Origin of the sequence: Methanoculleus caldifontis, assembly GCF_032842345.1 — an archaeon.
Taxonomy (GTDB): domain Archaea; phylum Halobacteriota; class Methanomicrobia; order Methanomicrobiales; family Methanoculleaceae; genus Methanoculleus; species Methanoculleus caldifontis.
Window position 1 is genome coordinate 238,735 of the sequence record NZ_WBKO01000003.1, and the last position, 14,869, is coordinate 253,603.

A 14,869-nucleotide genomic window follows, 5' to 3' on the forward strand; every position below is an offset into this window, starting at 1 on the left:
TCGAGGTGCAGAATTCGATGTGTGCTGCCAAATTTGATTCACTCAATATTACCGATACCACGCTTAGGGACGCGCATCAGTCGCTTATTGCCACCCGGCTCAGGACTGAGGACATGGTCCCTCTTGCCCGTGCGATCGACGAAGTCGGTTTCTTCTCTGTCGAAGCCTGGGGCGGGGCGACCTTTGACAGCTGCATCCGGTACCTCAACGACGATCCCTGGGACCGGCTCAGGATGCTGAAGACCGAACTGAAACGCACCCCCATCCAGATGCTCCTGCGGGGCCAGAACCTCGTGGGCTACCGGCACTATCCCGACGACGTGGTCGAGAGGTTCGTCGAGGTATCGTCACGAAACGGTGTCGATATCTTCCGGGTCTTCGATGCGCTGAACGATATCCGGAACATGAAGAAGGCGATGGAGGAGGTCAGGAACGTCGGGGCGCACCTGCAGGGCGCGATATCCTACACGACGAGCCCGGTCCACTCCGTCGCGACATTCATCGATATGGCGGAGGAGCTCTACGCGCTCGGGTGCGACTCGATCTGCATCAAGGACATGGCCGGCCTGATCATGCCCCACGACGCCCGGGATCTGATCTCCGGGATCAAGGGGCGGGTGGACGCAAAGGTCTGCCTCCACTCCCACTGCACGAGCGGCGTCGCACCGCAGAGTTACCAGGCGGCGATCGATGCAGGCGTGGATATCCTCGATACGGCGATGTCGCCGTTCGCCCTCGGCACCTCCCAGCCCCCGACGGAGAGCGTCGTGGCGAGCGTTGCCGGGACGCCCCGCGACACGGGGATCGATCTCATCCCGCTCAGGAACGTCCGTAACATCTGTCAGGACCTGCGGGAGAAGTACGGGCCGCTCTTCTCCCCGATCACGGAGAGGGTCGACTCCGATGTGTTGATCTACCAGCTCCCCGGCGGGATGATCTCGAACCTCGTCTCCCAGCTCAAGGAGCAGGACGCGCTCGGCCGCCTGGACGAGGTCTTCCGCGAAGTCCCGCGAGTGAGGAAGGATCTCGGCTACCCGCCGCTCGTGACCCCGACGAGCCAGATTGTCGGGACCCAGGCGGTCTTCAACGTCCTCATGGGCGGGGAGCGCTACCAGAACGTGACCAAAGAGGTGAAGGACTACGTCCTCGGCCTCTACGGGCGTTCGCCCGCCCCGATCAGCCCGGAGGTGCGGAGACTGATCATCGGCGACCAGGAGCCGGTCACGGTCCGGCCGGCAGACCTCCTCACCCCCATCTACGAGCAGATGCGGGCAGAAGCGACGGAGCAGGGCCTCGTCAGGCGTGAGGAGGACGTCCTCACCTACATCCTCTACCCGAGCATCGCCCCCTCGTTCCTGAAGGGCGAGCGCCAGGCCGAAGTGATCCCGCAGCCGGTCGCCGTCGAGCCGGCGCGGGCCGTGGATATCCCGAGCGCCATGGAGGTGGAGGTGGACGGGGAGATCTTCTCCGTCCGGATCATCACCGTGGAAGGGGGTTCGGTCACAGCGCCGTCGGCAGCTGCGTCGGCAAAGGAGAGGATCCCACGCGGGGATGTCGCCGGCGGCGTCAAGAGCAACATGCAGGGCATGGTCCTGAAGGTGCTGGTCGAGCGCGGGAGCGCCGTGAAGAAGGGAGACACGCTCATCGTCCTCGAGGCGATGAAGATGGAGAACCCCATAAGGAGCCCGCGCGACGGAAAGGTTGTGGATATCTTCGCGAGTGCCGGGGACGTCGTGCAGAACGGCGACGTGCTGATGGTTATCGAGTGAGAGGCTGCGAGGGCGATGAAATACTTCGATAAGATCCTGATCGCAAACCGCGGCGAGATCGCCATCCGGGTGATGCGCGCCTGCCGGGAGCTCGGCATCGATACGGTCGCGATCTACTCCGAACCGGACAAGAACTCGCTCCACGTCAAGTATGCCGACGAGGCCTTCTGTGTCGGCGAGGCGCACCCGTCCAAAAGCTATCTCAACAAGGAGCGGATCTGCGACGTGGCGCGGAAGACCGGGGCGGAGGCGATCCACCCTGGCTACGGGTTCCTTGCCGAGAACGCCGGGTTTGCGAAGCTCGTCGAGGACCAGGGGCTGACGTTCATCGGGCCCTCGTGGAAGACGATCGAGGCGCTGGGTTCGAAGATCGGGTCGAAGCGGATGATGCGCGAGGCGGGCGTCCCGGTCCTGCCGGGCACGCCGGAAGGCGTCACGAGCATCGACGAGGCGAAGAAGGTCGCCGCGGAGATCGGTTACCCGGTGATCGTGAAGGCGAGCGCGGGCGGCGGCGGCATCGGGATGCACATCGTCGAGAGCGAGGGAGAGCTCGAGGAGGCGCTCGACAAGTCGATGCGGATCGCCCAGTCGGCCTTCGGGGACCCGACGATCTTCGTCGAGAAATACCTCACGAAACCGCGCCACATCGAGATCCAGATCCTTGCCGACGCGAACGGCCACACCCTTCACCTCTACGACCGCGAGTGTTCGATCCAGCGCCGGCACCAGAAGCTGGTCGAGGAGGCGCCCTGCCCGATCATGACCCCGGACCTCCGGGACCGGATGACTGCCTCCGCCATCACGGCCGCGAAGGCGGCGAACTATAAGAACGCGGGCACGGTGGAGTTTCTCTACTCAAACGGCAACTACTACTTCATGGAGGTGAACACCCGGCTGCAGGTGGAGCACACGGTCACGGAGTTCATCACCGGGATCGATATGGTGAAGCAGCAGATCGCGATCGCCGCAGGCGAAGACCTCGCGATGGGCCAGGAGGACGTCACCATCCGGGGGCACGCGATCGAGTGCCGGATCAACGCGGAGGACCCGTTGAACAACTTCACGGCCGACCCGGGCAAGATCGTCCGCTACCGGTCGCCGGGAGGCCCGGGGATCCGGGTCGACTCGGGGATCCACATGGGCTACGCCATCCCCGCGCACTACGACTCGATGATCTCGAAGCTCTGCGCCTGGGGGTCCGACCGCGAGGAGGCGATCCAGCGGATGCGCCGGGCGATCTACGAGTACGTCATCCTGGGCGTGAAGACGACGCTCCCGCTCCACTACGCGATCATGCAGAACGCCCACTTCATCGCGGGCGATACCCATACGCACTTCCTCAAGGAGGAGCATATCGCAGCGAGTCTCCGGCGCTACCTCCACGACGAGGAGGCCCGGATGCAGACCCTGGCCGCATCCCTCCGCCAGGGGAAGCACGTCGCGGCGATCACGGCTGCGGTGGACATCTACCTCCGGAAGACCGCGAAGTGAGCCTCTTCAATTTTTTGGAGGGGCCACAAGGTTTATTTGTCAATACGTCATTGTTATACTGCACTTTGTGCGCTGCGGTGGCCTAGCCGGTTAGGGCGCCAGACTCATAGGGTTTTGAGCAAAAACGGAGCGTCCAGACCTGGGACATCTGGAGATCGTGGGTTCGGATCCCACCCGCAGCATAATCTTAGCACGTTCGTAATCCAATTTTGCAAAGAAGCCTTTTCCTTCGAGATTTCTCTCTCACGATCCTACTCCACTATCGAGGATAAAGACCTTTTTCATGTGCGCGATGCCGCACTGCTTCATAACTGAGGGTCCGTTCGACTGTGCTTTGGTCACGGCAACCTCCCGGCAGAATTGCCGGGAGGTCATGGTTATATTTACTTATACAACTAAAAGCCACTCATGCCAGCGTGTAAACCGAGCACACACAGTCCCCAGCTCGACACGATCCGGATGGTCGAAGAGTTCATTCAGGAGCACAGCGGCGAATACAAACGGCGGGCCTTGTGGGAGAACCTGCCGAAGAAGATGATGTACCAGACGTTCAAGACGATCATCGAGTATCTCCTGGAGTCGGGGAAGATAGCGAGTGATTCACGGGGGACGATCTGCTGGATTCACGACCCGGAACTGGTCCGGAAGTATGCAATGCGCGAAGACCTGCGGTTCTGATGAAGTGTCGCATCTATTTTGCAGACGAGCAGGTGCGAGAGGCCTTCCTGGCTCTTCAGGCCTCCCAGGATCCGGGAGATCGTCGGCTAGCCGAACTGCTGGTCCGGGCTCTCGGCAGAATCGCGGCAGATGCCTTCTGCGGGATCCAGGTGCCGAAGAAGTTGATCCCGAAAGACTACCACCAGAAATACGGGCCGCTGAAGAATCTCTGGAAGTATAATCTCACTCGTTCGTGGCGGCTCATGTACACCGTAGCCAGCGACGGCGACACAATCGCGGTCATCATCGAGTGGCTGGACCACACCGGCTACGATCGCCGGTTCGGGTACTGAGTGTAACCTCCCTGGACCTGCGGCTCTCCCTGCTCTTGTCGCATGGATCTCAAGGTCCGGTGCATATTCATCGACCAGCACCCGGAGGCTGAGGTCGCTGTCGGCTGTATTCGTCCCTTGTCCATAACTTCCGTAAACCCCTATACCCCGGATATTCCGGGAACGGAACCACCGTCATAAGGAGATCGGTGTTGAGCAGGCGCTTCGCCGCCAGACTCCGGGCATTCTGGTTCCAGGTGTATTCCCGGCAATGTTGTACGCAAAAGCCGTTCTTAGCCAGCAGGCGCAGGTAGCGTGAGACAAGAGGTTTTGAGGTCCCTGTTGCCCCGGGAACTGCTGTCGCTGTTACTGGACTCCGTTTGGCAACATACCGAAGGATGCGTATCCTCTCCTTGGTTTTGAAGAGTTCGATAAAGACCGTTTTTCCATGCCGCTCCTGTCCGTGAACAGGTGTTTCCAGAATGAAAACAAAATGTTTCTGATTCGGAAACTTCTGCGGGCGGAGGTGCATCGCTCGGGGTCCCGTTCGCGCTAATTCCGAAGCCGAGGCGTGAGACTGGTAGACTCTACTGCGGACGGCAACATTCATCATCTCCTCACCCCCAGGTACGATCAGGAGGCAAGCAGAACCCGTATGGCAGCCCGGACGCAGCGTGAAGAGAAGAGCGAGTTCGTCGCGAAGCTTGAGGGAGTTCTCCCGGATCTCCGGGAGCGGTTCGGTGTCACGAAGATCGGCATCTTCGGATCTACCGCACGAGGAGAGGAACGGCCCGATAGCGACGTGGATGTGCTGGTCGAGTTTGCACCGGGGCAGACGACGTTTCGGAACTTCATGGAACTTGCGTTTTACCTGGAGGACCTCTTCGGACGCCGGGTAGACCTCGTCACCGAACAGGGGCTCAGCCGATACATCCGGCCCTATGTCGAACAGGAGGTGGTCTGGTGTGATGCGTGACGAACTTTTTCTCCGCCATATCCTTGACGAGATCGTGCTTCTCCGTGAGATCGGTAGAGATCTGACGTACGAGGAGTTGCTTCGTGACCCGATACGACAGCATGCGATCGTCCGGGCAATTGAGATCATCGGAGAGGCTACGAAGAACATCTCCGAGCACCAAAAAGAGCAGCATCCGGAGATTCCCTGGAGGCTGATGGCCGGATCGCGGGACAAGCTGATTCACGCATATTTTGAGGTAGACTGGAGGATTGTCTGGGCTATTCTCAAGACCTAGATCCCGGTTCTCGAACCGAAGGTTCAGGCAGTTCTGCTCGCTCTTGACGCATCAACCAGAAATGGTGAGTGAAAGATCCATTGAGTTTCAAATCTCGATCTTTGGTAGAGGAACTGGCCGTCCTCCCGAACAGGGCCTTCGAGGCGATGTTCGTCAACGCTTGTTGCGCCACGCGGGTTCAAAAGAGGCAGATCCCGGACGTCCGGAAAAAACCGGACGTGCGGTTCACCGTCGACTCTGCCCGCTGAGCCAGTCCACGATCACGCCGAGAGCCTCCGGGTCGAGCCTGCGCCCTTCGCTGTTGTATCGTGCTCCGACGTCGGCGGCGACGAGCGCATCCCGCGGTTGCTCCTCGTGCTTCAGCACATGGTCCGCATCGGGCGGGTATGCAAACGTGACGTTGCCGTCCCGGGCAGCCGCACTCTCCAGCGCACCGCCGTCTGCCTGCCAGTCGGCCTGGATATCCTTCTTCCCGATAACGACGAGGACGGGTTCCGTCACCTTCGCGAGGAGGGCAGCCGGATCGCTCGACCAGAGCTCCCGCGAGAAGGGCAGGTTGACGGGACTTGCCAGACTGAGGAGCAGGCCCCTCATCCCTTCCGGGAGAGAGGGATCGGGCGTCACCGGCTGCCCTGCCATGAAAGCGGCGATGGCGGCATCGTATTTGTTCATCAGGAGATCGCCGTCTTCCAGGCTCGCTGTCCGGGCAAGGAGCTGGCTGCGGGCCACCTGCCCGACGGAACGGCCGGGGGCGCCGGTGAGCACGAGGCCTGCGAATCGCCGGTCCATCGCCTGCAGCTGATAGTTCAGGGCGTGGATGGTTCCTTCGCTGCTGGTCAGCACGAACAGCCGGCCGGGATCCATATCTCCATCGGAGCAGAGGGCGTCGACGGCACCGATCAGTTCGTCGAGGTGGCTCTGCATGCTGATCCTGCCCACGAGCCGGCGGACATTCTCCTGTGCATGCGGTCCGGAGGCCCGCTTGTCGTAGCGCAACGTCATGAACCCCTCATGGGTAAGGGCCTCGGCCATCAGGCGGCCGCTGCAATTGGTGCCCGGGATCAGGGGGGAGCACCAGTCACGGTCGGTCGGCCCGCTCCCGGCGACGAAGACGACTCCCGGGTGAGGGCCCGTGCCTAGAGGCCGGGTCAGGGTGCCCCGGACAGGAATCCCGTCCACGTCCCACGCGACCTCCTCGGATATGAGCGTCATGATGCACCCCTGGCGCGGGAATGGTATTAATATCTACGAGCGAGGCGCGTTTCCGCGCCTTCGTGACCGCCGGTTCGGAGGCGGTCTATCGCATGAATCCGGGCTGGGTCTACTCGCAGGTGATCCTAACCTGGATGCCGGGCGGAGAGGTCATCGAGCGGTTCGGCACGGCCGGGCTCCTCTCCCCCGACAACCATCTCCTCGCTGTCCGGGAACTGAAAAAGATCTGCATGGTCCTCTTCCTATCCTGCAGCACCTGCAGCCGTGCCGGTAATCCGGGCATACCCGTCGCACAACCCAATCACGGATCGTACTCGCGAGCACCAGCCCCGCCCATGCACCGGCATTCAGTTACTTTTATGATGACTGACCGGGATGTGAGGGTCGTTCCCACCGACGGCCGGCAACCTGCGGCGCAGCAGTGCAGGGCACCGGCCAGGGTGAGGGGGATGCAGGTGAGGGTGTATGGATGAGAGAAGGAAGGTAAACGAGAAGAGCAAACAGGAGCAGCTGGACAAGGTCCGCGAAGACCCGGAGCGCGAATATCTCACGACGAACCAGGGGGTCCGGGTGAGCCACACCGACGACTCGCTCAAGGCGGGAGAGCGGGGGCCGACACTCCTTGAAGACTTTCATTTCCGCGAAAAACTGACGCACTTCGACCACGAGCGGATCCCCGAGCGGGTGGTCCACGCCCGGGGATCGGGCGCTCACGGCTATTTCCAGGTCTACGAACCGATGACCGAGTATACGCGAGCAGGGTTCCTGCAGGACCCTGCGAAGAAGACGCCGGTCTTCGTCCGGTTCTCGACCGTCGTCGGATTCAGGGGGTCTGCCGATACGGTCAGGGATGTCCGGGGGTTCGCGACGAAGTTCTACACGGAGGAGGGGAACTACGACCTGGTCGGGAACAACATGCCTGTCTTCTTCATCGTGGACGCGATCAAGTTCCCCGACCTCGTCCACGCCATCAAGCCGGAGCAGCACCACCAGATGCCGCAGGCCTCCGCCGCCCACGACACCTTCTGGGACTTTGTCGGGAACCTCCCTGAGATCACGCATATGATCATGTGGGTCCTCTCAGACCGCGCGCTCCCGCGGAGTTACCGGATGATGGAGGGCTTCGGGGTCAACACCTTCCGGTTCGTCAACGCCGAGGGGAAGGCGCGGTTCGTCAAGTTCCACTGGCGGCCGCTGCTCGGCGTCCACTCGCTCGTCTGGGACGAGACCCAGAAACTGGCCGGAAAGGACCCGGACTTCAACCGCCGCGATCTCTGGGAAGCGATCGAGATGGGAGACTACCCGGAGTTCGAGTTCGGGGTGCAGATGATCGAGGAGGCGGACGAGCACAACTTCGACTTCGACATCCTGGACGCGACGAAGATCTGGCCCGAGGAGGAGGTGCCGATCCGGTGGATCGGGAAGATGATCCTGAACCAGAACCCGGACAACTTCTTCGCGGAGACTGAGCAGGTCGCCTTCTGCCCGGCGAACATCGTGCCGGGGATAGACTTCTCAAACGACCCGCTCCTGCAGGGCCGGCTCTTCTCCTACCTCGACACCCAGCTGATCCGCCTCGGCGGCCCGAACTTCCAGGAGATCCCGATCAACCGGCCGCTCGCGCCCGTCGCGAACAACCAGCGCGAGGGCTACAACCGGATGACGATCAACAGGGGCGTGACGAGTTACTTCCCGAACGCGCTCGGCGCAAACAAACCCCGGCCGGCATCGGTGAAGGAAGGGGGCTTCGCCCACTACCAGGAGAAGATCGATGCGAGGAAGATCCGCGCACGGAGCGAGAAGTTCAACGATCACTTCAGCCAGGCGAAACTCTTCTGGAACAGCATGTCCGACGCCGAGAAAGAGCATATCGTCAAGGCCTTCCACTTCGAGCTCGGGAAGGTCTCGGACGAAGGGGTCCGCAAGCGGGTGGTGGACCTCATCAACAACGTCGACGGCAACCTCGCGATACGGATCGCAGAGGGGATCGGGGTGCCGCCTCCCGCAGAGAAGGGCGCGTCGCCCGGCACGAAGAAGTCGCCGAACCTCAGCCAGGAGAGGACTATCAAGGATACCGTCAAGAGCAGAAAGGTCGCGATCCTCGCCGTGGAGGGGTATAACCACGACGAGGTGATGCAGGTCAAGCAGGTGCTCAAAGACGGCGGGGCTCACCCGCTGATCGTCTCGCAGTTCCTCGGCAAGATCAGGTCCGCCGACGGAAAGGAGATGGAAGTGGACAAGAGCTACGTCACGACCGGCTCCATCATGTACGACGCCGTGTACGTCCCGGGCGGGAAGCACGCGGAGACCCTGAAGAACCAGGGCTATGCGATCCACTTCGTCAACGAGGCCTTCAAGCACTGCAAGCCGATCGGGGCGATGGGAGAGGGGATCGAACTCCTGAAGGCGTCGGATATCAAGGGCGTGGCCTTTGCCGACGCCGGCTCCGGGGGAGAGGCCGTGGCCGAGATGGGGGTCGTGACCTGCGGGAGCCGGGGGGACGTGAACTCGTTTGCCGGAAAGTTCAAGACGGCCATCGCTCAACACCGTCACTGGGACCGGGAGAAGAAGGAGCAGGTCCCGGCCTGACGCGGCCTCTCTTTTTTTCATCAGCAGAGCGAGAGAACGATCCTTACTGGCTGATTGGCTCCCTCTCCTCGATGAGGATCCGGTAGACCGTCACAACCCAGGTCAGGATCAGCGGCCCGAAGACGAAGCCGAAGAGCCCCATCACGTGCAGGCCCCCAAAGATCCCGATCCAGAGGATGACCGGGCTGATCCCGGTGTGCCCGCCCATCAGGATAGGACGGATGTAGGCGTCGGGAAAGGCCGCGACGACGGGATACCCGACGGCGATGAGGAGTGCGGCACGGACGATATCACCCTCAATCACGGCAAGGAGGGCAAGGAGGATCATGATGAACGAAGGCCCTATGATGGGCACCAGCTGAAAGGCGCCCGTGATGAAGGAGAAGAAGAGGATGCGGTCGTATCCCATGAGGTAGAAGAACGGGATGGCGATGAAGAACGTGATTGCGGCGACGATGACCTCGACGATGTAGATCGCGTGGAGCGTATCCACCGACCGTGCCGAGACCTCTTCGACGGCGTAGCCGAGCCGCTCCGGCAGCCTCTGCCGGATCTCGGCGTAGACCTTCTCTCCGAAGAGCAGGGCCAGGTAGAGGATCAGGAAGAATGTTGCGGCACGGAGAAAGAGACCCGGAGCCGCAAATGCCTGCACGGCCAGATACTCAAGGCCTCCGGCCATCCCTGCATCCAGCCCTCCCCGGATGGTTTCTGGGGGGATGAATGGCAGGAACTCAAGATCGCCGGCCTGAATCTCGCCGACGGCCGAGGCGATGCGTGCCGCCGTATCCCTGAGGTAATCGATATTCTGGTAGAGTATGCCGACGACGAAGAGCCCCAGGATCAGGAGGAGGGCAAAGGCCGTGATCGTCGTCACCATGGCGGCGAAAGGGGCGCCGAGCCTGCGGTTCAGCCATCGTTTGAGCGGCATCGCGACCACGGCGAACGTCAAAGATAAGACTATCACGTCGAGGAGCGGCCGGAATACCACGATCGCAACGATGAAGATCGCGGCTGCCAGGAGGAGATCCTCGTAGCCGCGGAGGAAGTGGTCTCTGTCCATGAGCCGTCGTGAGTAGACCGACGAGGTGATAATGGGTGAGGGGGAGGTGCTGGTTCGATACACTTCCTCACCTCCGGCGGGGAAGAGAGACCGCCCCGGAAGGGGGGCTGTCCCGGAAAATTCTCCGGGCGGCGGCATCCGGGCAGGCGTTCTTCTCCTCCCGGTCGGGATGGGCATCCTGCTCACCTACGGCAGATGCCTCGGACGGTATCTTCAGGAGCGTCGCGGTGATCGCCGTCTCCGGCATCACCTCTACCGCGTGCTCTCTCATCCTGCCTGCCGTGCTTCTGACAGAACCCTCCCGTGGGTCAGACTCCGGTGCCTTATCTGCCTCTGCAGCAGATCGTACCTGGTGGACTGCAAACCGCCCCGGGAGGCAGAAGGCCCGGCCCGGCGCAACCGTTATGTGTATGAAGCGCGAAATAGTCTGCTTCTTCCCGGCGCCGACCGAAGGTGCCCGGGAGAACCACGATTTCTCTTCTCCCGGCCCCTATTACGAGAAAACCTGATCTGAAGGATACCTATGAGCGAAATCACCCCCCTCACATCCGATCCGCAATCGACCGAACGAAAGGACGCGATCACCGAAGGTGTCGCCGTCCTCACCGGCGACCCGAAGCGCGCCGTCCTCAAGATCGCCGTCCCGATCATGGTCGCCATGCTCTTTCAGGCGGTCTATAATCTTGCCGATGCCGTCTGGGTCGCCGGCCTCGGTCCGGATGCCCTTGCCGCCGTCGGGTTCATCACCCCGATCTTTCTGATCTTCATCGGTCTTGGGAGCGGGCTTGGGGCCGGCGTCACCTCGGCCGCCTCCCGCCGCATCGGGGCCGGGGATAAGGCAGGGGCGGACAGCGTAGCCATGCACGGCATCGTCATCGTGCTCGCCCTCTCGGCCGTCGTCACCCCCGCCCTCCTCTTCTTCATCGAGCCGCTCGTCCTCGCCCTGGGGGCCGGGGAGACCGCGGCCTACGCCGTCGAGTACGGCAGCATCATCTTCGCCGGGACCGTATTCCTCCTCTTCGCCGATATCCTCTACGCCGTCTTCACGGCCGAAGGGAACACCCGGAGGACGATGTACGCCGTCGCCGCCTCCGCGGTCCTCAACATCGTCCTCGATCCCATCCTCATCTACGGCGCGGGCATGGGCATCGCCGGTGCCGCCTGGGCTACTCTCATATCGATGGGTGCCGTCTGCGCTCTCCTCCTCTCCTGGTTCCTGGTCCGGAAGGACACGTATATTGCCATCGATTGGAGGCGCTTCATCCCGGAGTGGCGCACGACGGTCGATATCCTTGCCGTCGGCATCCCCACCAGCCTTGAGTTCGTGCTGATGTCGGCCGCCACGATCGCGATCAATGCGATCCTCGTCCACGTTGCCGGGCCGGATGCCGTCGCCGTGTACACCGGCGGGTGGCGGATCGTCTTCTTCGCCCTTATCCCCTTCATCGCGATGTCCATCGCCGTCGTCTCGGTGGCGGGCGCGGCTTACGGGGGCAGGAAGCACGAGAAACTCCTGGTTGCTCACTCCTTCGCGGTCAGGGCGGGCATCCTCATCGGTCTCTCTCTCTCCCTCGCCACCTGGTTCTTCGCGCCCGCGATCTCCTGGATCTTCGCCTACTCGGCCGACAGCGCACACCTTGCGGGCAGTATTACCGCCTTCCTGATGACGATGTGTTTCTTCTATCCCTTCGTCTCGCCGGGCATGATCTCCGCCGGGGTCTTTGAGGGGACCGGGAGGGGGCTCTTTGCCCTGGCACTTGAATTCTTCAGGAACCTCGTCGCCACCGTGGCCATCGTGTACTTCTTTGCGATCGTCCTTGACCTCGGTGAGGCCGGGGTCTGGTGGGGGATCGTCGTCGGCAACATTCTCGGCGGGATCGTCGGATACGGCTGGGCCCGACTCTACATCGCCCGTCTCATCGCCGTGAGCCGGAAAGCAACAGCGGCCGCCGCCTGAACGGGGCGGCGGTGCGACCGCCACCTCCGCCCCCCCGCCGGGGTGACCCGGTGTTGATCTCACCGGCATACGTCGCTTTGCTCCTGTGCCTGGTGAGCATCAGGCAGCATTTTAAAGAGCAGCCCTATATATTCAGGATGCCGCCATACGTGCGAAAAAGCCGTGGGTGAGATCTCTTGAGCTCGAATAACCACAGGGAGGCTCTGGAAGCGAGATACCGTGACCGGATCGTGGTCAATCCCGACTTGAGCCGGAGACTGGTAAGTTTCCAGGCTAACAGGAAGATTCCATTCTACAGGTTATTCAGTTACAAAGAAGGCTTCTCGGCAGATATGGTGAAGATGTTCATCCGGGATTACCCGGAGCGGACGGGGGTGATCCTGGACCCCTTCGCCGGGGCGGGCACGACGCTCTTCTCAGCACAGGAATGCGGTTTTGACTCGATCGGGATAGAACTCCTGCCCGTAGGGGAGTTCGCTGTCCGCGCCCGGCAGGCTGTCGGGCGCCTGAGTTTCGGCGAATTGAGGGAGGCCGCCTCTCACCTTGGACGCATCTCGTTTGAGGCCTCGCCGATCGATGAAGCCCACTCGTTCAAGCACCTTACCATAACGCGGGATGCCTTCCCGGAAGAGAACGAGCGCAAACTGAACGCTTTTCTGACATACGTGAACGAGCGGGTGGAGCCGGAGGACGTCAGGGTCGTCCTGATCTTTGCGGCCTTCTCGATCCTCGAACAGATCAGCTACACGCGCAAAGACGGGCAATTTCTGCGGTGGGACCGGCGGTCGGGGAGGGTCGGGGCGACCTATCATAAAGGCAGGGTGCTTGCCTTCGAAGACGCGCTCTTTGAGAAACTAGACCGGATTCTTGCCGATATCCGCGGTCGTGGGGGGGCCGCCGCGCGCGGGGCATCGGAGGGCACGACCATGGAACTCCGGAGAGGGTCGTGCTTTGAGATCCTGCCGACGATGCCGGACGGTTCTGTCGATCTTGTGATATCGTCACCTCCCTACTGCAACAGGTATGACTATACGAGGACGTATGCACTGGAACTGGCGTTTCTCGGCGTCGGCAACGGCGCCGTCATGGAGTTGAGGCAGTCGCTGCTCTCGTGCACTGTTGAGAACCGGGAGAAGATCGATCGTATCCGGCAGGTCTATGTTGAGGGCGACCGGCTGGATGCCTTTGAAGATGCCGGGCGCGCATTCCGATCGAGCAAGGCCCTTCATGAGGTCCTTGCGATCCTGGAAGAGTATCATGGCCAGAGAAAGCTGAACAATCCGGGCATATACCGGATGGTCAGGAACTACTTCTACGAGCACTCGTTCGTGATATTCGAGATGGCGCGCCTGCTCAAAGAGGGCGGCCGCATCTATTACGTCAACGACAATGTGCGGTATGCCGGGGAGGCGGTCCCCGTGGACCTGATACTCTCGGAGTTCGCCGAGGCGGCGGGACTGACGGTCGAGACCATCTACGCGTTGCCCGGTGGGAAGGGGAACAGCAGCCAGCAGATGGGGAGACACGGGCGGTGCGAGGTGCGCAAGTGCGTCTATTGCTGGGAAAAGTAGCACGATCCGGGGTCTGCTGGGGTGGCGGGTCTCGCGCGTGCTCCGCGATCCCGGAGATGGGGATATGCCTCTCCCGCTATTACCCTTGCGGTCCGCGCGCCGGTCATGAGGCGAGGGGCCGCGTTCATCCCCTGAAGTCGTACCGGTGATGCGCGCCCCCCGGGTCTATGTTGCCCGGAGAACGCGCGAGGCACCTGTGCCCTGGAATGTGGGGTGGAGTTCCGGTCCAATCCTGCGCGGCCTGCGAATCTATTATATACTACAAATCACAGATGTTAATCCTCACAAGGGTGAAACAGGTCGGGCCGGGAGAACGTCTTCCGGCTGATTCTGTCCATCGGTCCGGAGATCCTGTATGGAATCTCCGGGATCGGTCCTGAACCGGGAACATAATGTTTATATGCATTGAGATGCAATATTATGTCCTGCACGGGTGAAGCATGCCCCGACCTGAACTGCGCGTTCGGGCCGGGGCCTGCGATTGAGGCGGGGTTCCTCCGGGAACCGCTGCTTCAAAACCCGAAGTCTGGACGTAATGTTTATATGCAATGCAGAACAAACATTATTTCCTGCGCAGGTGCAGCAGATCTCGAACGGGGTCCGCGTTGCGGCGAAATTCCTCCGGGAATCGTCGCTTCGACACCTGAAGCAAGAACATAATGTTTATATGCAATGAAGAACAAACATTATTTCCTGCGCAGGCGACTACCTGCCCTGTTCGGGCACTCGCCTGAAATCGGACATGAAGGTTCGAGGCGAAATCCTCGAATCTGATACAGGGAGCAAATGTTTAAATATCTACAAAACAAACATTGTTTCCCTGTTATTGATGGAGACCCAACATGACCGCGCAATCGCGGGTTGGTTCTGACGTTGGCATTGGCAATGCGGAAATTTGTTCAGTAACCGCTAATTCCTCCCAAGTTTATCAGTAGTGTGCATACTTCAAATTCTGGTTGATCCTGCCAGAGGTCACTG

General features: G+C 61.2%; 14 protein-coding genes and 1 tRNA gene. 12 read left to right on the forward strand and 3 right to left on the reverse strand.

From position 1 onward, the window contains the following. Positions 1 to 17: 17 nt before the first annotated feature. The 8 genes from F8E02_RS12960 to F8E02_RS12995 all read left to right on the forward strand — a co-directional run bounded on the left by F8E02_RS12960 (position 18) and on the right by F8E02_RS12995 (position 5,750). On the forward strand, positions 18 to 1,769 hold the full coding sequence (locus F8E02_RS12960; RefSeq protein WP_317066028.1) for a pyruvate/oxaloacetate carboxyltransferase: 1,752 nt from the start codon (positions 18 to 20) through the stop codon (positions 1,767 to 1,769). 15 nt (positions 1,770 to 1,784) lie between these two features. Further along, complete coding sequence (locus tag F8E02_RS12965) at positions 1,785 to 3,260, forward strand: acetyl-CoA carboxylase biotin carboxylase subunit (RefSeq protein ID WP_317066029.1); 1,476 nt, start codon at positions 1,785 to 1,787, stop codon at positions 3,258 to 3,260. Positions 3,261 to 3,331: 71 nt separating this feature from the next. After that, positions 3,332 to 3,442: transfer RNA gene (locus F8E02_RS12970), tRNA-Met, on the forward strand. 226 nt (positions 3,443 to 3,668) lie between these two features. Continuing rightward, complete coding sequence (locus F8E02_RS12975; RefSeq protein WP_317066031.1) at positions 3,669 to 3,938, forward strand: hypothetical protein; 270 nt, start codon at positions 3,669 to 3,671, stop codon at positions 3,936 to 3,938. Further along, positions 3,938 to 4,270, forward strand: coding sequence for a hypothetical protein (locus F8E02_RS12980; RefSeq protein WP_317066032.1), 333 nt, complete (start codon positions 3,938 to 3,940; stop codon positions 4,268 to 4,270). The genes F8E02_RS12975 and F8E02_RS12980 overlap by 1 nt, the downstream gene beginning before the upstream one ends. A gap of 634 nt (positions 4,271 to 4,904) precedes the next feature. Continuing rightward, the gene (locus F8E02_RS12985) at positions 4,905 to 5,225 is read left to right on the forward strand and encodes a nucleotidyltransferase family protein (protein WP_317066033.1); all 321 of its coding nucleotides are present in this window, start codon (positions 4,905 to 4,907) and stop codon (positions 5,223 to 5,225) included. Beyond that, positions 5,218 to 5,502, forward strand: a complete 285-nt coding sequence (locus F8E02_RS12990) for a HepT-like ribonuclease domain-containing protein (RefSeq protein WP_317066034.1) — start codon at positions 5,218 to 5,220, stop codon at positions 5,500 to 5,502. The genes F8E02_RS12985 and F8E02_RS12990 overlap by 8 nt, the downstream gene beginning before the upstream one ends. A 101-nt stretch (positions 5,503 to 5,603) precedes the next feature. Continuing rightward, positions 5,604 to 5,750: a hypothetical protein gene (locus F8E02_RS12995; protein ID WP_317066035.1), complete on the forward strand. Its 147-nt coding sequence runs from the start codon at positions 5,604 to 5,606 to the stop codon at positions 5,748 to 5,750. Here F8E02_RS12995 and F8E02_RS13000 read toward each other — a convergent pair. After that, positions 5,728 to 6,714 (reverse strand): alpha/beta hydrolase family protein, encoded by a 987-nt coding sequence (locus F8E02_RS13000; RefSeq protein WP_317066036.1) that lies wholly within the window; start codon positions 6,712 to 6,714, stop codon positions 5,728 to 5,730. The genes F8E02_RS12995 and F8E02_RS13000 overlap by 23 nt on opposite strands. A 62-nt stretch (positions 6,715 to 6,776) precedes the next feature. On the opposite strand from F8E02_RS13000, the gene F8E02_RS13005 reads away from it, so the two are divergent. Together F8E02_RS13005 and F8E02_RS13010 are read left to right on the forward strand one after the other, a co-directional pair. Further along, positions 6,777 to 7,187 (forward strand): hypothetical protein, encoded by a 411-nt coding sequence (locus F8E02_RS13005; protein ID WP_317066037.1) that lies wholly within the window; start codon positions 6,777 to 6,779, stop codon positions 7,185 to 7,187. Continuing rightward, positions 7,180 to 9,303, forward strand: coding sequence for a catalase (locus F8E02_RS13010; protein ID WP_317066038.1), 2,124 nt, complete (start codon positions 7,180 to 7,182; stop codon positions 9,301 to 9,303). The genes F8E02_RS13005 and F8E02_RS13010 overlap by 8 nt, the downstream gene beginning before the upstream one ends. A 43-nt stretch (positions 9,304 to 9,346) precedes the next feature. On the opposite strand, the gene F8E02_RS13015 is transcribed toward F8E02_RS13010, so the two are convergent. Together F8E02_RS13015 and F8E02_RS13020 are read right to left on the reverse strand one after the other, a co-directional pair. Next, complete coding sequence (locus F8E02_RS13015) at positions 9,347 to 10,363, reverse strand: AI-2E family transporter (RefSeq protein ID WP_317066039.1); 1,017 nt, start codon at positions 10,361 to 10,363, stop codon at positions 9,347 to 9,349. Between the two features lie 67 nt (positions 10,364 to 10,430). Continuing rightward, positions 10,431 to 10,634 carry a hypothetical protein gene (locus F8E02_RS13020; RefSeq protein ID WP_317066040.1) on the reverse strand — a complete coding sequence of 68 codons (204 nt, stop codon included), beginning with the start codon at positions 10,632 to 10,634 and terminating at the stop codon, positions 10,431 to 10,433. A gap of 252 nt (positions 10,635 to 10,886) precedes the next feature. Between F8E02_RS13020 and F8E02_RS13025 the strand changes: the two genes are divergently transcribed. After that, on the forward strand, positions 10,887 to 12,320 hold the full coding sequence (locus F8E02_RS13025) for an MATE family efflux transporter (RefSeq protein WP_317066041.1): 1,434 nt from the start codon (positions 10,887 to 10,889) through the stop codon (positions 12,318 to 12,320). Between the two features lie 230 nt (positions 12,321 to 12,550). Beyond that, complete coding sequence (locus tag F8E02_RS13030) at positions 12,551 to 13,891, forward strand: DNA methyltransferase (protein WP_317066048.1); 1,341 nt, start codon at positions 12,551 to 12,553, stop codon at positions 13,889 to 13,891. Positions 13,892 to 14,869: the final 978 nt, after the last annotated feature.

What these genes read in the sequence shown, in the direction of transcription:
- F8E02_RS12960 (WP_317066028.1), top strand. Translation starts at nt 18, where the DNA reads ATGTGTGCTGCCAAATTTGATTCACTCAATATTACCGATACCACGCTT.
- F8E02_RS12965 (WP_317066029.1), top strand. Translation starts at nt 1,785, where the DNA reads ATGAAATACTTCGATAAGATCCTGATCGCAAACCGCGGCGAGATCGCC.
- F8E02_RS12975 (WP_317066031.1), top strand. Translation starts at nt 3,669, where the DNA reads ATGCCAGCGTGTAAACCGAGCACACACAGTCCCCAGCTCGACACGATC.
- F8E02_RS12980 (WP_317066032.1), top strand. Translation starts at nt 3,938, where the DNA reads ATGAAGTGTCGCATCTATTTTGCAGACGAGCAGGTGCGAGAGGCCTTC.
- F8E02_RS12985 (WP_317066033.1), top strand. Translation starts at nt 4,905, where the DNA reads ATGGCAGCCCGGACGCAGCGTGAAGAGAAGAGCGAGTTCGTCGCGAAG.
- F8E02_RS12990 (WP_317066034.1), top strand. Translation starts at nt 5,218, where the DNA reads ATGCGTGACGAACTTTTTCTCCGCCATATCCTTGACGAGATCGTGCTT.
- F8E02_RS13000 (WP_317066036.1), bottom strand. Translation starts at nt 6,714, where the DNA reads ATGACGCTCATATCCGAGGAGGTCGCGTGGGACGTGGACGGGATTCCT.
- F8E02_RS13010 (WP_317066038.1), top strand. Translation starts at nt 7,180, where the DNA reads ATGGATGAGAGAAGGAAGGTAAACGAGAAGAGCAAACAGGAGCAGCTG.
- F8E02_RS13015 (WP_317066039.1), bottom strand. Translation starts at nt 10,363, where the DNA reads ATGGACAGAGACCACTTCCTCCGCGGCTACGAGGATCTCCTCCTGGCA.
- F8E02_RS13020 (WP_317066040.1), bottom strand. Translation starts at nt 10,634, where the DNA reads ATGAGAGAGCACGCGGTAGAGGTGATGCCGGAGACGGCGATCACCGCG.
- F8E02_RS13025 (WP_317066041.1), top strand. Translation starts at nt 10,887, where the DNA reads ATGAGCGAAATCACCCCCCTCACATCCGATCCGCAATCGACCGAACGA.